This is a genomic window from Shinella sp. CPCC 101442 (assembly GCF_024704725.1).
Taxonomy (GTDB): domain Bacteria; phylum Pseudomonadota; class Alphaproteobacteria; order Rhizobiales; family Rhizobiaceae; genus Shinella.
The window spans coordinates 340,744-358,688 of sequence record NZ_JALIQS010000002.1 but is presented as its reverse complement, the minus strand read 5'-3'; the positions used below and the strand labels follow the sequence as shown (position 1 = coordinate 358,688).

Here is a 17,945-nt window from a genome sequence, read left to right as displayed (position 1 = left end):
CGCTGCACAGCCGAATGTGAAGAGCGGGTTCATCCTGCTTTTGCCGTATTGCTCTGCTGAACACGTCGAGCAATGCCAGAACTTATGAGGACAGTCCGTGAGCGACACGAACGAACCCGGCGAGACCCAGTTTGGCCGCGGCGAGGCATCCGGCCAGCCGCGCATCATTCCGAAGTCCGCCAGCGAGGCCCTGCGCCCCGAACAGGTGCCTGAGCCCCCGAGCCGCCGCCGCTCGCGCAAGGCCCGCAGCCAGATCGTCATCTTCCTGAATTTCGTCATGACCGTGATCGTCTTCGCGACGCTCGTCGGTGTCGGCATCTTCTATTATGGCGTGAAGAGCTATGAGGAGGCCGGTCCTTCGACGGCCAACACGAACTTCATCGTGCGCGCCGGCGCCGGCACGAACGAGATCGCCGCCAATCTCGAGCGCAACAACATCATCACCGACAGCCGTGTCTTCCGTGTGCTGTCGCGCATCTATCTCGACGGCGACACGCTGAAGGCCGGCGAATATGAGATCAAATCCGGCGCGACCATGCGCGAGATCGTCGAGCTTCTGAAGTCCGGCAAATCGATCCTCTACAGCGTCTCGGTGCCCGAGGGCCTGACGGTCAAGCAGGTGTTCAAGCGTCTGCAGGACGATCCGGTGCTGGAAGGCGACCTGCCGCAGGAACTGCCGGTCGAAGGCACGCTGATGCCCGATACCTACAAGTTCTCGCGCGGCACCAAGCGCGCCGATATCCTGCACCAGATGCGGGATGCGCAGAAAACCATGATCGACCAGATCTGGGACAAGCGCGACGACAACCTGCCGGTCGCCACGCGCGAGGAATTCGTGACGCTCGCCTCCATCGTGGAGAAGGAAACCGGCCGCGCCGACGAGCGCCCGCGCGTCGCCTCGGTCTTCCTCAACCGTCTCGACAAGGGCATGCGCCTGCAATCCGACCCGACGATCATCTACGGGATCTTCGGCGGCGAGGGTAAGCCTGCCGACCGGCCGATCTTCCAGTCGGACCTCGAAAAGCAGACGCCCTACAACACCTATATCATCAAGGGCCTGCCGCCGACGCCGATCGCAAATCCCGGTCGCGCGGCGCTGGAAGCCGTCGCCAACCCCTCGCGCACCAGCGACCTCTATTTTGTCGCCGACGGCACGGGCGGCCACGTGTTCGCCGAGACGCTGGACGAGCACAACCAGAATGTCCGCCGCTGGCGCAAGCTGGAAGCGGAAAAGGCGGCGCAAACCGCCAAGGAAACGGAAGCCACCACGTCCCAGTAGTCGGCATACCTCTCCTGAACGGCCCCGGCGCTTCCGCCCGGGGCCGTTTTGTTTAGGGTGGCGTCACCTTTGATGTGGATCGCGCGGGGTTCCGCACCCTTGCCGGTTTCCAACCCCGTGAAACTGCTTCACTTTGAGAAATTGATCGCGCGCGGGATGCGCGCATCCGGCTGCCTCCCTTTTCGGTGCGGCGCCACTGGAGGCTGACATGACATTGCAATCGATGACCGGCTTTTCGCGGGTCGAGGGAACCAGCGGGCGCACGCGCTGGGCGTGGGAACTGCGCTCGGTGAACGGCAAGGGGCTGGATCTGAGGCTCCGCTTGCCGCCCGGCCTCGAAGCGCTGGAGGCGGATGTCCGCCGCCTGGCCGGCGATGCCTTCTCGCGCGGCAACCTCCAGATCGGGCTTGCGAGCAGCGTCAGCGAGGCTCAGGTCGAGGCTGTGGTGAACCAGGGCGCGCTCGCCGCCGTTCTGGCACTGCGCGACCAGCTTGCCGGCACCATCGATCCCGCGCCGCTGAAGCTGGACACGCTGTTGTCCATGCGCGGTATCGTCGATTTCCGCGAGGCGGAGGAGAGCGAAGCCGAACGCACGGCGCGCGACGCCGGCATCCGCGCCGGCTTTGCCGAAGCGATCCGCTGTCTCGCCGACATGCGGCGCAAGGAGGGAGCAGCCCTTGCCGAAGTGCTGCTCGGGCAGGTCGCCCGTATCGAGGCGCTGACGGCGATTGTCGAGGCCGATCCTTCGCGCAGCGTTTCGGCGATTGCCGAGCGGCTTTCGGCACAGGTCGCCATGCTGATGCAGGGCACGACGGCGCTCGATCGCGACCGGCTGCATCAGGAAGCAGCGCTGATTGCCACCAAGGCCGATCTGCGCGAAGAGATCGACCGGCTGAAGGCGCATGTCCGTGCGGCGCGCGACCTGATCGCCGAAGGCGGGCCGATCGGCCGCAAGCTCGATTTTCTCGCACAGGAATTTAACCGGGAATCGAATACGATCTGTTCCAAGTCGAACGCCGCTGCTGTAACGGCTGCAGGTATCGAACTGAAGGTCGTCATCGACCAGTTCCGCGAACAGGTCCAGAATCTGGAGTAGGCCATGGCCGAGCCGTCGAAGCATATTCAAATCGAACGCCGCGGGCTCATGCTCGTCATCTCCTCGCCGTCGGGTGCGGGCAAGTCGACCATCGCCCGCAACCTGCTGGAGGCCGATCCGGGTCTCAGCCTGTCGGTCAGCGTCACCACGCGCCAGCGCCGGGCCAGCGAGATCGCCGGCCGGCACTACCACTTCATCAATCACAAGGAATTCGAACGCCTGCGCGACGGTGACGCGCTGCTCGAATGGGCCGAGGTGCACGGCAATTTCTACGGCACGCCGCGCGAGCCGGTGGAGGAAGCCATGTCCGGCGGCCGCGACATGCTGTTCGACATCGACTGGCAGGGTGCCCAGCAGCTCCAGGAGAAGATGCCGGCCGACGTGGTCTCCATCTTCATCCTGCCGCCGTCGATGACCGAGCTGCAATCGCGCCTGCACCGCCGCGCCGAGGACACCGAAGAGGTCATCCAGACCCGCCTTGCCAATTCCCGCGCCGAAATCGAGCACTGGCGGGAATATGACTATGTCATCCTCAACGACGATCTCTCGGTCGCCTTCGACGCTGTGCAGAGCATTGTCAAGGCCGAGCGCCTGCGCCGCGACAGGCGCCATGGCCTGTTCGAATTCGTGACCAGGCTGGTGACGGAGAAACCGGTTCTGTAATCGGAAAGGAAGCGGGCGCCCGTTTTAAAGGGCGTTCGCCAGCCGCACGAATTCTTCCACGCTCAAAGTCTCGGCGCGCCGCTGCGGATCGATCTCCGCGCGTGCCAGCAGGGCTTCCCCACCAAGCGATTTCACGCTCTGGCGCAGCATCTTGCGACGCTGGCCGAAAGCGGCGTGGGTGACGCGCTCCAGGGCGGCCACATCGCAGGGCAGGGGATTGGCGATGGGTTCGAGGTGTACGACAGAGGACGTCACCTTCGGCGGCGGCGTGAAGGCCTGTGGTGGCACGTCGAAAGCCATGTGGGCATCGGTGCGCCAGCCGCAGAGCACGCCGAGGCGGCCATAGTGGTCGTCGTTCTCGTCCGCCACGATCCGCAGGCCCACTTCGCGCTGGAACATCAGCGTCAGCGATTCCCAGAAGGGTGGCCAGGACTTCGGCAGCAGCCAGTTGACCAGCAACTGCGTGCCGACATTGTACGGCAGGTTGGCGATGATGCGGACGGGTTCGCCCGGCGCCAACGCCTCGAAATCCGTCTTCAGGGCATCGCCGTCAATGACCGTCAGGCGACCCGGATAATGGTCCGAGATTTCCGCAAGCGCCGGCAGGCAGCGGGAATCGCGCTCGATGGCGATCACACGCCTGGCACCGAGGGCGAGGATGGCGCGCGTCAGGCCACCAGGTCCGGGGCCCACCTCTATGACGGTGTGGTTTTCGATGGGGCCAGCGGTGCGGGCGATTTTTTGCGTGAGGTTCAGGTCGAGCAGAAAATTCTGGCCGAGCGCCTTCTTGGCGTCGAGCCCGTGGCGCTGGATCACGTCGCGCAGCGGTGGAAGTCCGTCGAGGGCAGCCATCAGCGGGTCTCCTCTGCGTCGCGCGCATGTGCCGCGAGTTCCTGCGCGAGGCGCAAGGCTGCCAGCAGGCTGTCGGGTCGGGCGATGCCCTTACCGGCGATGGCGAAGGCGGTGCCGTGGTCGGGCGAGGTGCGGATGAAGGGCAGGCCGAGCGTCGCGTTGACGGAATCGTCGAAGCCGAGCGCCTTGGCGGGGATCAGCGCCTGATCGTGATACATGCAGAGCGCCACGTCATAGGTGGCGCGGGCGGCGTCATGGAACATCGTATCGGCGGGCAGGGGGCCGACAGCGGCAATGCCGGCTGCCTTCAGGCGTTCGACGGCCGGCCGCACGATCGCATCGTCCTCCAGCCCGAGCGCGCCGCCTTCGCCCGCATGGGGATTGAGGCCGGCGATGGCAAGGCGTGGCTTGGCGATGCCGAAGCGTTGGCGCAGATCGCGTTCGGTGATGACGGCTGTTTCGACGATGAGGTCTTCCGTCAGTGCCGCCGGCACGTCCTTCAGCGGGATATGGATCGTCACGGGAACGGCGCGCAATTTCGGTCCGGCAAGCAACATGACGGGCAGCGCGTCGCGGCCGGTTGCTCTTGCGGCGAGATCGGCGAGGAATTCCGTATGACCGGGAAAGCCGAAGCCGGCATCGTAGAGCACGGCCTTGGCGATGGGATTGGTCACGACAGCGGCGGTTTTCCCCGCCATTGTGAGTGCCACCGCCGTCTCGATCGCGCCGAGAATGGCGGCAGCGTTTTTGGAATCCGGTTCGCCGGCTAGAGCGGGAATGGCGCAATCGCAGGCGAGGACGGGCAGGGCATCGGGAAAAATATCTGCCGCGGTTTCCGGCGTGGCGGATGTCACGGCGACGTCGAGGCCCAAGGCGATGGCGCGCGCGCGCAAAACCGCGGCGTCGCCGATGAAGAGGAAGGGCGGCAGCGAGAGAGACCGGCGGGCAGACCACAGGGCCAGCGTGATATCCGGCCCGATCCCCGCCGGGTCGCCCATGGTGAGCGCCAGCGGAGGAAGTTGCGTCATTGTCATGGGATGCCTGCCAAAAGCGTTTTGCGGGAAGCGCGCCGCGCATGGCGGAGCGCCTGAGCCGATTGCAAGTCCGGCAAAAGCGCCTGAGCGGTTTACCGAAACGGGAGATCAGCGCTCGGTGATCGTCGCCTTCTTGCGCAGCTCGGCGATGTACTTCTTGCTGTTCTCGTCGCCTTCGTTGCCCTTGGATTTGGCGAGATCCTCGGCGCGGAAGACCATTTCCGCGGCCACGTCGTCGTTGACTTCGCGCTTCTTGCAGATCGCGAGATATTCGACGCCGCGTTCGGTGACGCGCGTACCGGTCGTCTGGCCGTTCGACTTCTCGATCAGCGGCTTCCAGTCCTCGGGCAATTGCGGCGCAAGCACGCGGCCCAGGTCGCGGATCGACACGTCGTGCATGGTCGCGGCGAAAACCTTGGCCTGGTCGCAGCCGGGGAATTTCGAGCGCGAGGCTTCCGCCTCCGATTTGCGCTTGCCGAGAATGGCGTTGCGGCGCTTTTCCGGCACGACGAAGATGACCTGCTTGAGGAAGTACTCGGTGGTCACCGGCTTCTTGCCGCCGTTTTCCTGCATGCGTTCCACCAGCGACTTGCCGTTGGTTCCGCTGTTTGCGTAGCGTGCATTGACGACACGCGGCCAGCTCATCTGCAGGGCGATGTACTGCTTGAAATGTTCCGAGCCGACGCCGGCGCGATCAAGGACCTGGCCGAGCTGCTGCAGGGTCATCTTGTTCGTCGCAGCGAAGCGGGCATAGGACGCATCGACCTCCGCCGCGCTGACAGATGCCCGCACCCGAAGGATTTCCGCACGCTTCAGGGCGTCGTCGATCATCTGCTCGCGGGCCAGCGCACGCACATTGCCCTTGGCGCGCTGCAGGCGCAGAAATGCGGCGCGTCGCTCGACTTCACCGGAGGTGATCGGCGAATTGTTGACAACCGCCACCACCGTGCTTCCCGCGGCCTGGACAGCGCCGACAGGGGCCACGATCGTCACGGCCGCAGCGAGTGCAACGCCCATCATCATGGAACGCACCAGAGATTGCCTGCCCATCATGCCAGTCCCTTTCCCAAACCCATTGCGCGCCCGCTTCAGCGCGCCATACGGCGCGCACGGCCCATCGGCGGCGGACGCTTCTCCCGGATGTGCATAATACATGCGGCCAAACAATGACAAGAGCGGCCGGGCGCCTACTCGAAGCCCGTCAGCGTCGTGTCGCCCACACGCACGTCGCCGAGCGTGCGGAACATGAGCCGTGCGCCGATCGACCAGTCGTTCGCCGTCGAGTTCGATTTGTCGCGCGTCTGTTCGTAGACGATGGAGAAAACCGTGTCCCGGTCGTCGTAGGAGAAGCCGACGCCGTTGCGCGACAGGCTGTGGCTGCGCAGATCATAGGTCAGCGAACCGAATACCGACCAGTAGTCCTGGAACTTGAAGGCTGCGGCGGTCTGGATTTCGCTGGCGTTCTTTGCAAGGCCGTAGTCGGGTTGCGCGGCGATGCGCGTATAGGTGATCTCGGTCTCGAACCGCGCGCCATCGAAGCGCAGCGACGTATCGGACCGGCGCACGGACAGGTCATCCTTGTCGAGCCGGGCGCTGGAGGCCAGCGAAAGCCCGTTCGGCAGATCTATGCCGGCCATGCTGACAAAATCGGAGGCATCGGTCTCGAGGCCGGAATTCGCGCCGGCATTGACCAGATCGTCGCTCGCAAAGGAGTTCACGCCGCCGAGATGGAACGACTGGCCGACGATGCTGCGCAGGCGAAGGCCATTGTCGAAGGTGCCGGTGTAGCGCATGCCGACATTGGCGCGCGAGCCGCCCTCGATCCGGTCGAAGCCAGAGAACTTGTCCCGTTCGAAAAGGTTCGTCGCGTCGAACACGAAGCTCTGGGAATCCTCGTTCGGCAGGCCGCCGGCATAGTCCTCGTCCGGGCGGGCATAGAGCTGTGCGATCGGCTCGAAGAGATGCGTGCTGTTGGCGGTTGTCGCGAGGATCGGATAGCGCGCCTCGAGACCTGCGGTCAGCATGGTGCGTGTCGCGCTGTCGTCCGTGTTGTAAGTGCCGTCATAGCCGATAGGCGCCGTCATATCGAGGCGGTGCATGTCGCCGCGCGCGGCCAGCATCGGGGTCAGCACGAGGCCGCCCGGCACGATGAACTGGCGCTTCCACTCCAGCTCGCTGGTCAGGCGCGTCGTGCCGCCTTCAAGCCCGCGGAAACGATCGCTGGCGCCGAGCGAATAGAAATCGGCAAGGTCGCGCTGGATATTGGTGATGTTCGTGGTGATGCTGAGTTCGCCACCAAGCACCGGTTGGGGCACGATGTATTCGTGATCCAGCGTCTGGGCTATGGCCTGCTGGCGTTCCAGCTTGCTGTCCGGATCGGCATCCTGCACGTCGAAATAGAAGGCGCGCAGGTCGAAGCTGTTGCGGCGGCCAAGACCCGTCAGGTAGCCCTGGTTCGTGTGGATGCGATCCTTGAGCCCATCGAGCTCATAGGTGCGCGAAAAGTTGTTGTCGCTTTGCAGCATCACGTCCCAGCCGAACGTCCAGCGGGGATTGATCTTGAACTGGCCTTCGGAAGCGACCATGCCACGGAAACCGTCGCGCTGGTCGCTCGTATTGTCATCGAAGGACGAAGGGTTCCATTGGCTTATGCCGGCGGCCCTGAGCGTCACGAGGCCGTTGTGGAAGCGTTTGCGGAATTCCACTTCGGCCAGGAAGCCCTGGCGGGTCAGGATGGTCGGCGAGACCGTCGCGTCCATGTCCGGCGCGAGGGCGAAATAGTAGGGCGTCGTGATGCCGAGGCCGAGCTTTTGCGCGTAGTTGAACTGCGGGAAGAGGAAACCGGTCTTCCGCTTCACTGTATAGTCCGGCATTTCAAGCACGGGGATATAGGCGATCGGCTTGCCGAACATCTCGAAGCGCGCTTTTTCGAGGCGGATCGTGTGCGTGCGTCCGTTCTGAACGACGCGCTCGGCCTTGATTTCCCAGAGCGAACGGTGAGTCGGATTGGTGGCGCAGGGCGTGCAGGCGGTATAGACGGCGTGATTGAGGATCAGTTCCTCGCCGTTGACGCGCTCGCCGCTGGTCGCCGCCAGCTTGGTAAGGTCGGTCGTCTCGATGCGCAGCGCATTGATGAAGCCGTTCGCGAAATCGTCCGACAGGTCCATCTCGTCGCCATAGACGCGGTTGCCGGTCGGCTCGATCAACTCGATATTGCCGATGGCCTTCAGTCGGCCGGTCTTCTGGTCGTATTCCACCTGGCGCGCGACGAGCTTGTAGCCGCCGTAGTTGATCTGCACCGCGCCGCGGGCGATCACCTTGTCGCTGTCGTTGTTATAGACGAGTTCGTTGGCCGCCAGCAGCAGCTTGGCGTCATCGGGAAGGTTGGGTTCCATCGCACCGATATTCGGTGCCTGGGCCTGCGCGGGGAGGGCCGAACCGGACACAATGGCGCACATGGCCGCACCTGCAAGCAGGGCGGCTTTCAACCACCGATTCGTTTTGCGGTCACCTGCCGCCACTAGCCGTCCTCCTGATGCAGAAGAATCGTCGCACCCAACGACATTGCGACGACCACTGGGAGCCAGGCCGCAACGAACGTAGGAACAACACCGCTGCTTCCGAATGCCTTCACAAGCACGGTGACGACATAAAGCATGAAGCCGGAAAGGATGCCACCCAGAATCACCGCACGTGATTGATTAAACCGGCTAAATTTTAATGATACACAGGCTGCGATCAGCGTCATTGCTACCAGAAGCAGCGGCAGCGACAGCATGGAATGGAACTGCGTTTCCATGGCATCCGTGGGGAAACCGAACGACTTTGCCACCTCTATCTTCCGGCCAAGCCTGAAAAACGGAATGGATTCAGGCTTTTCAAGGCTCTCCGATACGAATTCCTGTTTCAGGTTGGTACGAAGCTGCACCTCGTCGAGACGAACCGGGAGTTCACCGTTGCGTGTCTCGTGTACGTTCTTAAGCAGCCAGTAACCATCTTCCAAAGTCGCCGAATCGGCATCCTGGCGAAGCCCGATGCGGTTCTCGTCATCGAAGTGGATGACGGTGACGTTGAGCAGGCGCGTTCCATTGTCGAGAACGGCCTTTGCTCCGATGATCGCCTGGTCGCCCTCGTAGATCTGACGCAGCCAGGGAACGGCGTTTTCGGGGCGCGAGGCGTTGGTGGCGCCCCAGCCGGCTTCCAGCTCCAGGGCCTTCTTGGATCCCCAGGCCGCAATCGGATTGATCGCGAGGACCGCCAGAACGCCGAAAAGGAAGGCGCCAATGACGAAGGGGCGGAGGAACTGCCAGACCGAAATGCCCGCGGCACGCGTGACGACCAGTTCATAGCGACGGTTGAGCGAGATGAGCGCCGCCATGCCGGCAAACAGCGCGACGAATGGCACCGTCTGCATCAGGATCGTCGGAATACGCAGCGCCGTCACGACGAGGCCACTGGAAACCGAATAGCCCGGCAGCCCGCCGACACGGTTCGACATTTCGCTGAAATCGATGATGAAGATCAGCGAGAAGATGCCGAGCAGGAACCAGAAGGTGGTGATGGCGTAGCGGCGGAAAAAGTAGAAACCGAGGGTGGGGATCATGGTTGGCCACTCTTGCCGGAGGAGGCGTGACCGGCTTTGCCAAGGCGCGCCAGCAGGCGATCGCGCAGGTCCGTCAGCCGCTCCCCGAAGCTGACGGGGAGTTCAAGGGTCTTGTTGCGACCGAGGTGGTGGATAGCAAGGGCCGCAGTGGCGATGGGGACGAGATACATGATGATGATGAAGGTGACGGAGCCTTCCGCATTGTTCGCCGCATAGAAACTGACCCATCGCACGAAGAGCGCCGTCAGCAGCGCGGTGATCATGGGATGCACGCGCGCCTCGCGATGCGAGCGCGCGTCCGCGCTCACGACGAGGGCGATGAGGCCGAAGACAGCCGGGAAAAGCCATTCCGTGAAGCGGCGGTGCAGTTCCGCCGTGAACGAGCCGGGCTCCTTCTTGTAGTGGGGATCTTCCGGGTCGGGGTTGAGCAGATAGAGCAAATCCCGATCCTTGGCGCGGATATTCGAGGCACCGGCGCTCTGGGTCAGGTCCGCGAGGTCGAAGGCGTAGGAATCGAACTTGATGATCGAGACATTGCCATCCGGCAGCTTCCGGTGAACCTCACCGTCCTTCATGACCAGCGCCGAGCTGTTTTCGTCCACCGCGCCCTCGCGGGCATAATAGACCATCTCGAAGCGCGGATCGCGCGTATCGGCAACGAAGAGGCCGTGCAGCACGCCGCCGTTGCGGCGCTGCGCCACCTGCACATAGAGGCCGTCGGTGATCTTGCGGAAGGTGTTTTCCTGCACCACGGCGGACAGCATGTCGGCGTGGGCCGTGGCGATCATCTTGCGCACGGCCATCCGTGAATAAGGCTCGACGAAGTTGTCGACGGCGAAGGACACGAAGCTCATCGCCACGGCAAGCATCATCACCGGGCGGATGATGGTCATGCGAGAGCTGCCTGCGGAGTTCAAAACAGTGAGCTCCGAATCGGAATTCATGACGGTCAATGTCTGCGCGACGCCGATGACCAGCGCGAAGGGCAGGATGATCGGCACGACCGAGGGCAGGATGAGCGTTGCGAGCTTGAGGAAGGCGAAGGTCGACTGGCCGCTGTCCGTGACGAGGTTGATGTTGGTCAGCGCCTGCGTCACCCAGACGATGCCGAGCAGGGGCACGAGCGTGGCGACGAACATGAGCGACGCCCGCCGCAGGATATAGCGCTCGATCAATTTCATCGTTTAGTCCGCGTTTCCGACAAGCGGCTCCGGTTCATGACGCCCGTCGCAACTGGATGGGCATATAAGCGTTCTTGAGGCTGATGCCATAGCGCAGAGTCTCCGCCGACAAGGAAAATTTATGGCGAACAAGCATGCCTAACCATCTGTAAACAAGGTCTCGCATCTTGCCAAGCGCCGCAAAAGCGACAAGGAATTGATGCGATTTGCGGTCTTTCGGGGTGATCCCAAAGCGCTCACAGGCCGAACGGCCCCCATGCGGAGTAAATTCATGGCTTCCACCTTCGATATCGGTTTTGCAAAGACGGCGCGCATTTCCGGAGGGCTTGCGATTCTCCTGCAGGTTGCCGGAGAGGCAGCGGCAGGCACCGGCGATGTCGATCCGGACGGTGCCGTCGAACGCGCCGCCGGTATTGCGAAATTCACCGGCAAGGCCTTGAAGACACTCGACGTTCTCGCGCCGCACGGCGCCTCTGCCGACCGCATCGTCGTGATCGGCCTTGGCGAGGCGGACAAGCTGACGGCCCATGACTGGCTGAAGGCCGGCGGCGCTGCCGCCACGAAAATCCGCGGCACGGACAAGGCCACCGTCTATCTCGACGCCCCGGGTGTAACCCTGACGGCCACGAACGCCGCCGACTTTGCTCTTGGCATGCAGCTCGGCGCCTACAGCTTCGATACCTACAAGACGAAGAAGACCGACGACGAAGAGGCGAAAAGCGGCAAGGCCGTGAAGGTTACGCTCGTCACCGCCGGTGCAAGTGCTGCCAAGAAGGCGAACGAGGTTTCCGAAGCCGTCGCCGAGGGCGTGATTCTCGCCCGTAACCTCGTCAACGAGCCGGCCAACGTGCTCGGCCCGGTGGAGTTCGCCGACAAGGCCAAGGCGCTGGAAAAGCTGGGCGTCGAGGTGGATATCCTCACTGAGCGCGAGATGAAGAAGCTCGGCATGGCGGCGCTGCTCGGCGTCGCCCAGGGCTCCGTGCGTCCGCCGCGCCTTGCCGTCATGCACTGGAAAGGCGGTAAGGAGAAGGATCGCCCGATCGCCTTTATCGGCAAGGGTGTCGTCTTCGATTCGGGCGGCATCTCGATCAAGCAGGCCGCCGGCATGGAGGACATGAAGGGCGACATGGGCGGCGCGGCCGCCGTCATCGGCCTCATGCACACGCTCGCTGCCCGCAAGGCCAAGGCCAATGTCGTGGGTATCCTCGGCCTTGTGGAAAACATGCCCGACGGCAACGCCCAGCGCCCCGGCGATATCGTCAAGTCGATGTCCGGCCAGACGATCGAGGTGATCAACACCGATGCCGAAGGCCGACTCGTGCTGTGCGATGCGCTCTGGTACTGCAACGAGACCTTCAAGCCGCAGTTCATGGTGAACCTCGCGACGCTGACCGGTGCGGTCATGGTCGCGCTCGGCAGCCACCATGCCGGCCTGTTCTCCAACGACGACACGCTTTCCGGTCGCCTCACCGCCGCCGGTCTTGCGACGAACGAACGCCTGTGGCGCCTGCCGCTCGGCCGCGAATACGACAAGATGATCGACAGCAAGTTCGCCGACATGAAGAACACCGGCGGCCGCTATGCCGGCGCGATCACCGCCGCGCAGTTCCTGCAGCGTTTCGTCAAGGATACGCCCTGGGCGCATCTCGACATCGCCGGCACCGCTCTGGGTTCGCCGACCGACGAGATCAACCAGTCCTGGAGTTCCGGCTTCGGCGTGCGCCTGCTCGACGAGATGGTGCGCGCGAATTACGAAGGGTGAGGAGAGGGTGAGCGAAGTCCTCTTCTATCATCTGACCGAATCGAAGCTCGAAGACGCGCTGCCGCCGCTCCTGGACAAGAGCCTCGAGCGCGGCTGGCGCGTCGTCGTGCAGACGGGCGATGCGGAGCGGCGCGATGCGCTCGATACGCATCTGTGGACCTTTCGCGAGGACAGTTTCCTGCCGCACGGCACTGACGAGCAGGCTTTCGCGGCAGACCAGCCTGTGCTTCTGACGACGACGCCCGACAATGCCAATGCCGCGACCGTGCGCTTTCTGGTCGCCGGTGCGGCACCGCCGCCGCTCGATGCCTACGAGCGCGTGATCTTCATGTTCGACGGTTACGACCAGGCGGAAGTCGAGACGGCGCGCGCGCACTGGAAACGGCTGAAGGGCGAGGGGCACCAGCTCACCTACTGGCAGCAGAACAGCGACGGGCGCTGGATGAAGAAGGCCTGAGCCCCGGCGTCCTGCACCGACCCCGTTTGCCGCTCCGCCTAGTGGACAGTGGCCATTGCCGGCCCTTTCCGCGACGGCAGCCATGTCTCCTGTCTTGCAGAAGCGCGTTCGTGGGTATATACCCGAAAAATGAGCAAGGATATCTGCCACTGCATCGTGCTGCGCAAGGCGTCGCGAAGGGTTTCGTCCTACTATGACGAAGCGCTGGCGCCGCTTGGCGTGAATATCGCCCAGTTCAGCCTTCTCAGGAACATCGACCGCATGGCGCCGGTCTCCCTGACGGACCTCGGCGCACGCGTCGAACTCGACCGCTCGACGGTCGGCCGCAATGCAAAGGTGCTGGAGCGCATGGGGCTGGTGGATATCCGTCCCGGCAAGGACCAGCGCGAGGCGACGCTGACGGTGAGCGACGCAGGCCGGGTGATCCTGAAGGCGGGAGGGCCACTCTGGGATTCCGTGCAGGAGGATATCGAAGCGCGGCTCGGACCCGATGGTATCGACCGGTTGCGGGAACTCCTCGCGGTGCTCTGATTTTTTTACGCATAAAAGGGTATATGCCCGCAAAATCCGCCGCCCGCCGGCGCTCAGCAAAGGAACTTCACTCATGGTGTCCACACGCGTTGCCAGATGGATGGCGGATCGGAACCTGCATTATGGCTGGGTGGTGGCGGCCACCACCTTCCTCACCATGCTGGCGACTGCCGGCGCAATGGGCTCGGCCGGGGTGATGATCCAGCCGCTGCATGAGGAATTCGGCTGGGATATCGCCGACATTTCCTCGGCCATGGCGGTGCGGCTGGTGCTCTTCGGTCTGCTTGGCCCCTTCGCTGCGGCCTTCATGAACCATTTCGGAATCCGTCAAGTGGTGGGAACGGCGCTGGCGCTCATCATGGGCGGCATCGTCGTCTCGTTCTTCATGACGGAAGTCTGGCAGCTTCTGGTTCTCTGGGGCGTCGTGATCGGCGTCGGCACCGGCATGACGGCGCTGGTTCTGGGCGCGACCGTTGCCGCCCGCTGGTTCTCCAAGCGTCGTGGCCTGGTCGTCGGCCTGATGACGGCAAGCAACGCCACCGGCCAGCTCGTCTTCCTGCCGCTGCTTGCCGCGCTGACCGAGACCTATGGCTGGCGCACGGCGCTGACGCTTTCCGTCGCGGTCATCGCTGCCGCCATGGTGCTCGTCCTGCTCCTGATGCGCGATCACCCGTCCGATGTAGGGCTGCCGGCCTATGGCGAGACGGCCATCGTCACGCCGCCGAGGCAGGATCACAGCCTGCGCGCCACGCTGCTGGCCCCGCTCGTCACGCTGAAGAGTGTTTCCGGCAATGCCGTCTTCTGGGTTCTGTTCGGCACGTTTTTCGTCTGCGGCCTTTCCACCAACGGCCTGATCCAGACCCACTGGATCTCGATTTGCGGCGATTTCGGTATGGCGGCGGTTACGGCGGCCGGCACGCTCGCCGTCATCGGCATCTTCGATTTCTTCGGCACGGTCTTCGCGGGCTGGCTCTCCGACCGCTATGACAACCGTGTCCTGCTGTTCTGGTTCTACGGGCTGCGTGGCCTGTCGCTGCTTTACCTGTCCTTCTCGGGCTTCGGCTTCGTCGAGCTTTCGGTTTTCGCCGTCTTCTATGGCCTCGACTGGGTCGCGACGGTGCCGCCGACGGTCAAGCTCGCTGCGGAGAATTTCGGCCGCGAAAAAGCGGGCCTCGTCTTCGGCTGGATTTTCGCCGGCCACCAGCTGGGTGCGGCGACCGCCGCCTTCGGCGCGGGCTACCTGAAGAGCGACTTCAACACCTACATGCCCGCGTTGCAGATCGCCGGCCTGATGTGCATCCTCGCGGCGCTCTCGGTGATGCTGCTCAAGCGGCCGCAACCGGCTCCGCTTGCCGCGCAGGCGTGAGGATGCCGAATAGAAAAGGCCCGCTCGAAGCGGGCCTTTTCTCAATCGTGGAAGGCGTCGACGAACTTGCGCCGTCCCAGCATGAAGGCGTCGGCAACATGACGCAGCGGCGCGAGGTCGACGTCGGATTTGCCGGCCTTCACGATTTCGGCGAAGCGCTTATAGAGCATGGGATATTCCTGCTCCGGCTCGTCGTGCACCAGCTTACCGTCGATGGAGAGTTTTGCGCCGCCCTCGGACAGCACCATCTCGCCCGCTTCGGTCTGGGCGACGATGTCCCAGCTCTGCTTGCCCGTCTGGCGCCAGTCGAAATCCGCCTTGAGGTCGAGGCCCTTGGCGTCGCTGAAGGTCATCGAGGCGGCAATCGGCGCATCACGGTTTTCCGGGAATTCCAGCGTGGCGGCGGTTATGAAGGCCGGGCGCGGCAGGATGTGGGTGACGATCGACAGCGCGTTGATGCCCGGATCGAACACGCCGAGACCGCCAGCCTGCCAGATCCATTCCTGGTTCGGGTGCCAGTGGCGCACGTCTTCCTTCCAGATCACCTGCATGGCGCGGATCGTCGTGCCGGCAAGGAAGGTTTTGGCGGCTTCCACAGCCGGCGCGTAGCGCGAATGCCAGCTTGCGAAGAGCGAGAGCCCCTTGGAAGCCGCAAGCGCTTCGAGATCGGCGACTTCGGAGAGGGTCGCGCCGGGCGGCTTTTCGAGGAAAACATGTTTTCCGGCGGAAAGCGCCTTCTCGGCGGCTTCATAACGATACTGCGGCGGCATGCAGAGCGATACGGCCTCGATATCAGGCACCGCTGCGAGCATCTCGTCGATCGACTTGAAATTGTCGATGCCATCCACCGTGCCATGGCGGCTTGCCGCGGCGATCAGCCTGTAGTCGCTGTTCTTTGCGACGGCCGGAAGATGCTGGTCGCGCACGATCTTGCCGACGCCGACGATTGCGAGATTGATCGGGGACATGGCTCCACCCTCATTTGTATGATGATTTACTCCTCTAGCACAAACGGCGCCGCTGGCAAGCGGCGCCGTTTGTTTGGGGCGCGGGGTGAGGGGCGTTACTGTCCGAACTGCGGTGGCGAATCGAGGCCGAAGCTCGGGGCGCTGTCGAGCCCGCTGCCACCTTCCGTGCCCGGCACCAGGATCTGGATGCTGTCGAGATCCTGCACCACGTCCTTGTCGAGGAAGTAGGTCACCATTTCCGGGAAGGCGATCAGCAGGCCGACGAGGATGAGCTGCAGGATCAACCAGGGGATCGCCCCCATATAGATATCCCGCGTCTTCACCGTCTTCGGCGCGATGCCTCGTAGGTAGAACAAGGCAAAGCCGAAGGGCGGGTGCATGAAGCTCGTCTGCATGTTGGCGCAGATCATCACGCCGAGCCAGATCAGGTCGATGCCGAGTGCCTGCGCGGCGGGCGCAATCAGCGGCACGATGATGAAGGCGATCTCGAAGAAATCGAGGAAGAAGGCGATGATGAAGATGAAGATGTTGACGAAGATCAGGAAGCCGACCACCCCGCCCGGCAGCGAGGTCAGCATTTCCTCGATCCAGTGGCTGCCGCCGACACCCTGGAAGACGAGCGAGAAGACGCGCGCGCCGAGCAGGATGAAGACCACCATGGCGGTGAGCCGCATCGTCATGTCCATGCCCTGGTAGATGAGCTTCCAGGTCAGGCGGCCGTTCATCCAGGCGAGCAGGATGGCGCCCACGACGCCCATGGCGCCCGCTTCCGTCGGTGTGGCGAGGCCCATGAAGATGGTGCCGAGCACGATGAAGATCAGCGCCAGCGACGGCACCATGCCGCGGATGCACTTCCAGTAGAGCGGCCAGCCGCGCAGCGTGCGGGCTTCCGGCGGAAGGGCCGGAACATAGTGCGGCCGGAAGATGCTGAGGATGAACACCCAGCCCATGAACAGCAGCACTTGCACGATGCTGGCGCCGGTGGCGCCGATATACATGTCGCCGGGTGATTTCTGGAGCTGGTCGGCCAGCACGATCAGCACCAGCGACGGCGGAATGAGCTGGGTGATGGTACCAGACGCGGCGATGACGCCGGTGGCGTGGCGGATGTTGTAGCCGTAGCGCGTCATCACCGGCAGCGAGATGAGGCCCATGGCGATGACCGAGGCGGCGACGGTGCCGGTGATCGCGCCGAGCACGGCACCGACGAGGATGACGGCATAGGAAAGGCCGCCGCGCACGCCGCCGAAGAGCTGGCCGAAGCCGTCAAGCAGATCTTCCGCCAGTCCGCACCGTTCCAGGATCACGCCCATGAAGGTGAAGAAGGGGATGGCCAGCAGCAGGTCGTTGGAAAGCACCGAGAAGAGCTGGTAGGTGAGGTTGCCGAGGAAATCCGGTGCGATCACCCCGAGTTCGATCGCGACGAAGCCGAAGAACAGGCCGACCGCCGCGAGCGAGAAGGCCGCCGGATACCCGATGACCATGAAGAAGATCAGGCCCACGAACATCATGGGCGCCATGTAGTGGATGATGAACTGGATCATTGCAGCGGCTTCTCGTAGGCGAATTCGCGGACGTAGCCGTGCGTGAACACGAGAACGCATTTGATGATTTCAGCGAGTCCTTGCAGGCCGACGAGGCCGAAGCCGAGCGGGATCATCAGCTTGGCCGGCCAGCGCGGCAGGCCGCCGGCATTGTTGGAGCCCTCGTTGGTGACCCACGAATCGACGAACCACGGCCAGGTGAAATAAATCATCAGCACGCATATCGGCAGAAGGAAGAAGATGCCGCCAAGCAGGTCGATCCAGGTGCGCGTGCGCTCGCTGACCGAGCCGTAGACCAGATCGACGCGCACATGCTCGTTGACCTTCAGCGTCCAGGCGCCGCCGAGCATGACCATGCCGGCGAACATGTACCACTGCGCTTCGGAGAGCGTGTTGGAGTTGTCGCGGTAGAGGTTGAGCATGAATTCGAAAATGCCGACGCCGCCGACATTGCGCTCCATCCAGAGGATGCCGTCGGTGGAGTAGCGGAAGATCGCGTTGAAGGCGGCGGTCAGTGACGAAAACAGCACGAGCCAGATCGCGATGATCGAAACCCGCCGGCTCAGTTCGTCGATGAGGCCGGTGATACGTAAAGCGAGAGCCAAGTTC

The 17,945-nt window shown here is 63.4% G+C and carries 16 protein-coding genes; 7 read left to right on the top strand and 9 right to left on the bottom strand.

Annotated features, from left to right (window positions below; all coding sequences use genetic code 11):
* Positions 1–97: 97 nt before the first annotated feature.
* From mltG to gmk, 3 genes are all read left to right on the top strand, one after another.
* Positions 98–1,279, top strand: coding sequence for an endolytic transglycosylase MltG (gene mltG, locus MUO32_RS06950; RefSeq protein ID WP_257947495.1), 1,182 nt, complete (start codon positions 98–100; stop codon positions 1,277–1,279).
* Positions 1,280–1,487: 208 nt separating this feature from the next.
* On the top strand, positions 1,488–2,375 hold the full coding sequence (locus MUO32_RS06945; RefSeq protein WP_257947494.1) for a YicC/YloC family endoribonuclease: 888 nt from the start codon (positions 1,488–1,490) through the stop codon (positions 2,373–2,375).
* A gap of 3 nt (positions 2,376–2,378) precedes the next feature.
* Positions 2,379–3,038, top strand: a complete 660-nt coding sequence (gene gmk, locus MUO32_RS06940) for a guanylate kinase (protein WP_257947493.1) — start codon at positions 2,379–2,381, stop codon at positions 3,036–3,038.
* A 24-nt stretch (positions 3,039–3,062) separates the two neighbouring features.
* Here gmk and rsmA read toward each other — a convergent pair whose 3' ends face one another.
* The 6 genes from rsmA to lptF all read right to left on the bottom strand — a co-directional run bounded on the left by rsmA (position 3,063) and on the right by lptF (position 10,708).
* Complete coding sequence (gene rsmA / locus MUO32_RS06935; RefSeq protein ID WP_257947492.1) at positions 3,063–3,890, bottom strand: 16S rRNA (adenine(1518)-N(6)/adenine(1519)-N(6))-dimethyltransferase RsmA; 828 nt, start codon at positions 3,888–3,890, stop codon at positions 3,063–3,065.
* Positions 3,890–4,924, bottom strand: a complete 1,035-nt coding sequence (pdxA, locus tag MUO32_RS06930) for a 4-hydroxythreonine-4-phosphate dehydrogenase PdxA (RefSeq protein WP_257947491.1) — start codon at positions 4,922–4,924, stop codon at positions 3,890–3,892. The genes rsmA and pdxA overlap by 1 nt, the downstream gene beginning before the upstream one ends.
* Positions 4,925–5,032: 108 nt before the next feature.
* Positions 5,033–5,977, bottom strand: coding sequence for a peptidylprolyl isomerase (locus MUO32_RS06925; RefSeq protein WP_374708608.1), 945 nt, complete (start codon positions 5,975–5,977; stop codon positions 5,033–5,035).
* 134 nt (positions 5,978–6,111) lie between these two features.
* Positions 6,112–8,445 carry an LPS-assembly protein LptD gene (locus tag MUO32_RS06920; RefSeq protein WP_257947490.1) on the bottom strand — a complete coding sequence of 778 codons (2,334 nt, stop codon included), beginning with the start codon at positions 8,443–8,445 and terminating at the stop codon, positions 6,112–6,114.
* The gene (gene lptG, locus MUO32_RS06915) at positions 8,445–9,527 is read right to left on the bottom strand and encodes an LPS export ABC transporter permease LptG (RefSeq protein ID WP_257947489.1); all 1,083 of its coding nucleotides are present in this window, start codon (positions 9,525–9,527) and stop codon (positions 8,445–8,447) included. Before lptG ends, MUO32_RS06920 begins: the two co-directional genes overlap by 1 nt.
* Positions 9,524–10,708: an LPS export ABC transporter permease LptF gene (gene lptF, locus MUO32_RS06910; RefSeq protein ID WP_257947488.1), complete on the bottom strand. Its 1,185-nt coding sequence runs from the start codon at positions 10,706–10,708 to the stop codon at positions 9,524–9,526. The genes lptG and lptF overlap by 4 nt, the downstream gene beginning before the upstream one ends.
* 271 nt (positions 10,709–10,979) lie before the next feature.
* Between lptF and MUO32_RS06905 the strand changes: the two genes are divergently transcribed.
* The 4 genes from MUO32_RS06905 to MUO32_RS06890 all read left to right on the top strand — a co-directional run bounded on the left by MUO32_RS06905 (position 10,980) and on the right by MUO32_RS06890 (position 14,824).
* Positions 10,980–12,470, top strand: coding sequence for a leucyl aminopeptidase (locus tag MUO32_RS06905; protein WP_257947487.1), 1,491 nt, complete (start codon positions 10,980–10,982; stop codon positions 12,468–12,470).
* 7 nt (positions 12,471–12,477) lie between these two features.
* Entirely contained in the window at positions 12,478–12,927 is a 450-nt protein-coding gene (locus MUO32_RS06900; RefSeq protein ID WP_257947486.1) for a DNA polymerase III subunit chi, read from the top strand.
* 129 nt (positions 12,928–13,056) lie between these two features.
* A complete protein-coding gene (locus MUO32_RS06895) occupies positions 13,057–13,458 on the top strand; it encodes a MarR family winged helix-turn-helix transcriptional regulator (protein ID WP_257947485.1) in 402 nt (133 codons plus the stop codon).
* A 73-nt stretch (positions 13,459–13,531) separates the two neighbouring features.
* A complete protein-coding gene (locus MUO32_RS06890) occupies positions 13,532–14,824 on the top strand; it encodes an MFS transporter (RefSeq protein ID WP_257947484.1) in 1,293 nt (430 codons plus the stop codon).
* A 41-nt stretch (positions 14,825–14,865) separates the two neighbouring features.
* Here MUO32_RS06890 and MUO32_RS06885 read toward each other — a convergent pair whose 3' ends face one another.
* From MUO32_RS06885 to MUO32_RS06875, 3 genes are all read right to left on the bottom strand, one after another.
* Entirely contained in the window at positions 14,866–15,792 is a 927-nt protein-coding gene (locus MUO32_RS06885) for a Gfo/Idh/MocA family protein (protein WP_257947483.1), read from the bottom strand.
* 95 nt (positions 15,793–15,887) lie between these two features.
* Positions 15,888–17,336 carry a TRAP transporter large permease subunit gene (locus MUO32_RS06880; RefSeq protein ID WP_257947482.1) on the bottom strand — a complete coding sequence of 483 codons (1,449 nt, stop codon included), beginning with the start codon at positions 17,334–17,336 and terminating at the stop codon, positions 15,888–15,890.
* Complete coding sequence (locus MUO32_RS06875) at positions 17,333–17,941, bottom strand: TRAP transporter small permease subunit (protein WP_257947481.1); 609 nt, start codon at positions 17,939–17,941, stop codon at positions 17,333–17,335. The genes MUO32_RS06880 and MUO32_RS06875 overlap by 4 nt, the downstream gene beginning before the upstream one ends.
* Positions 17,942–17,945: the final 4 nt, after the last annotated feature.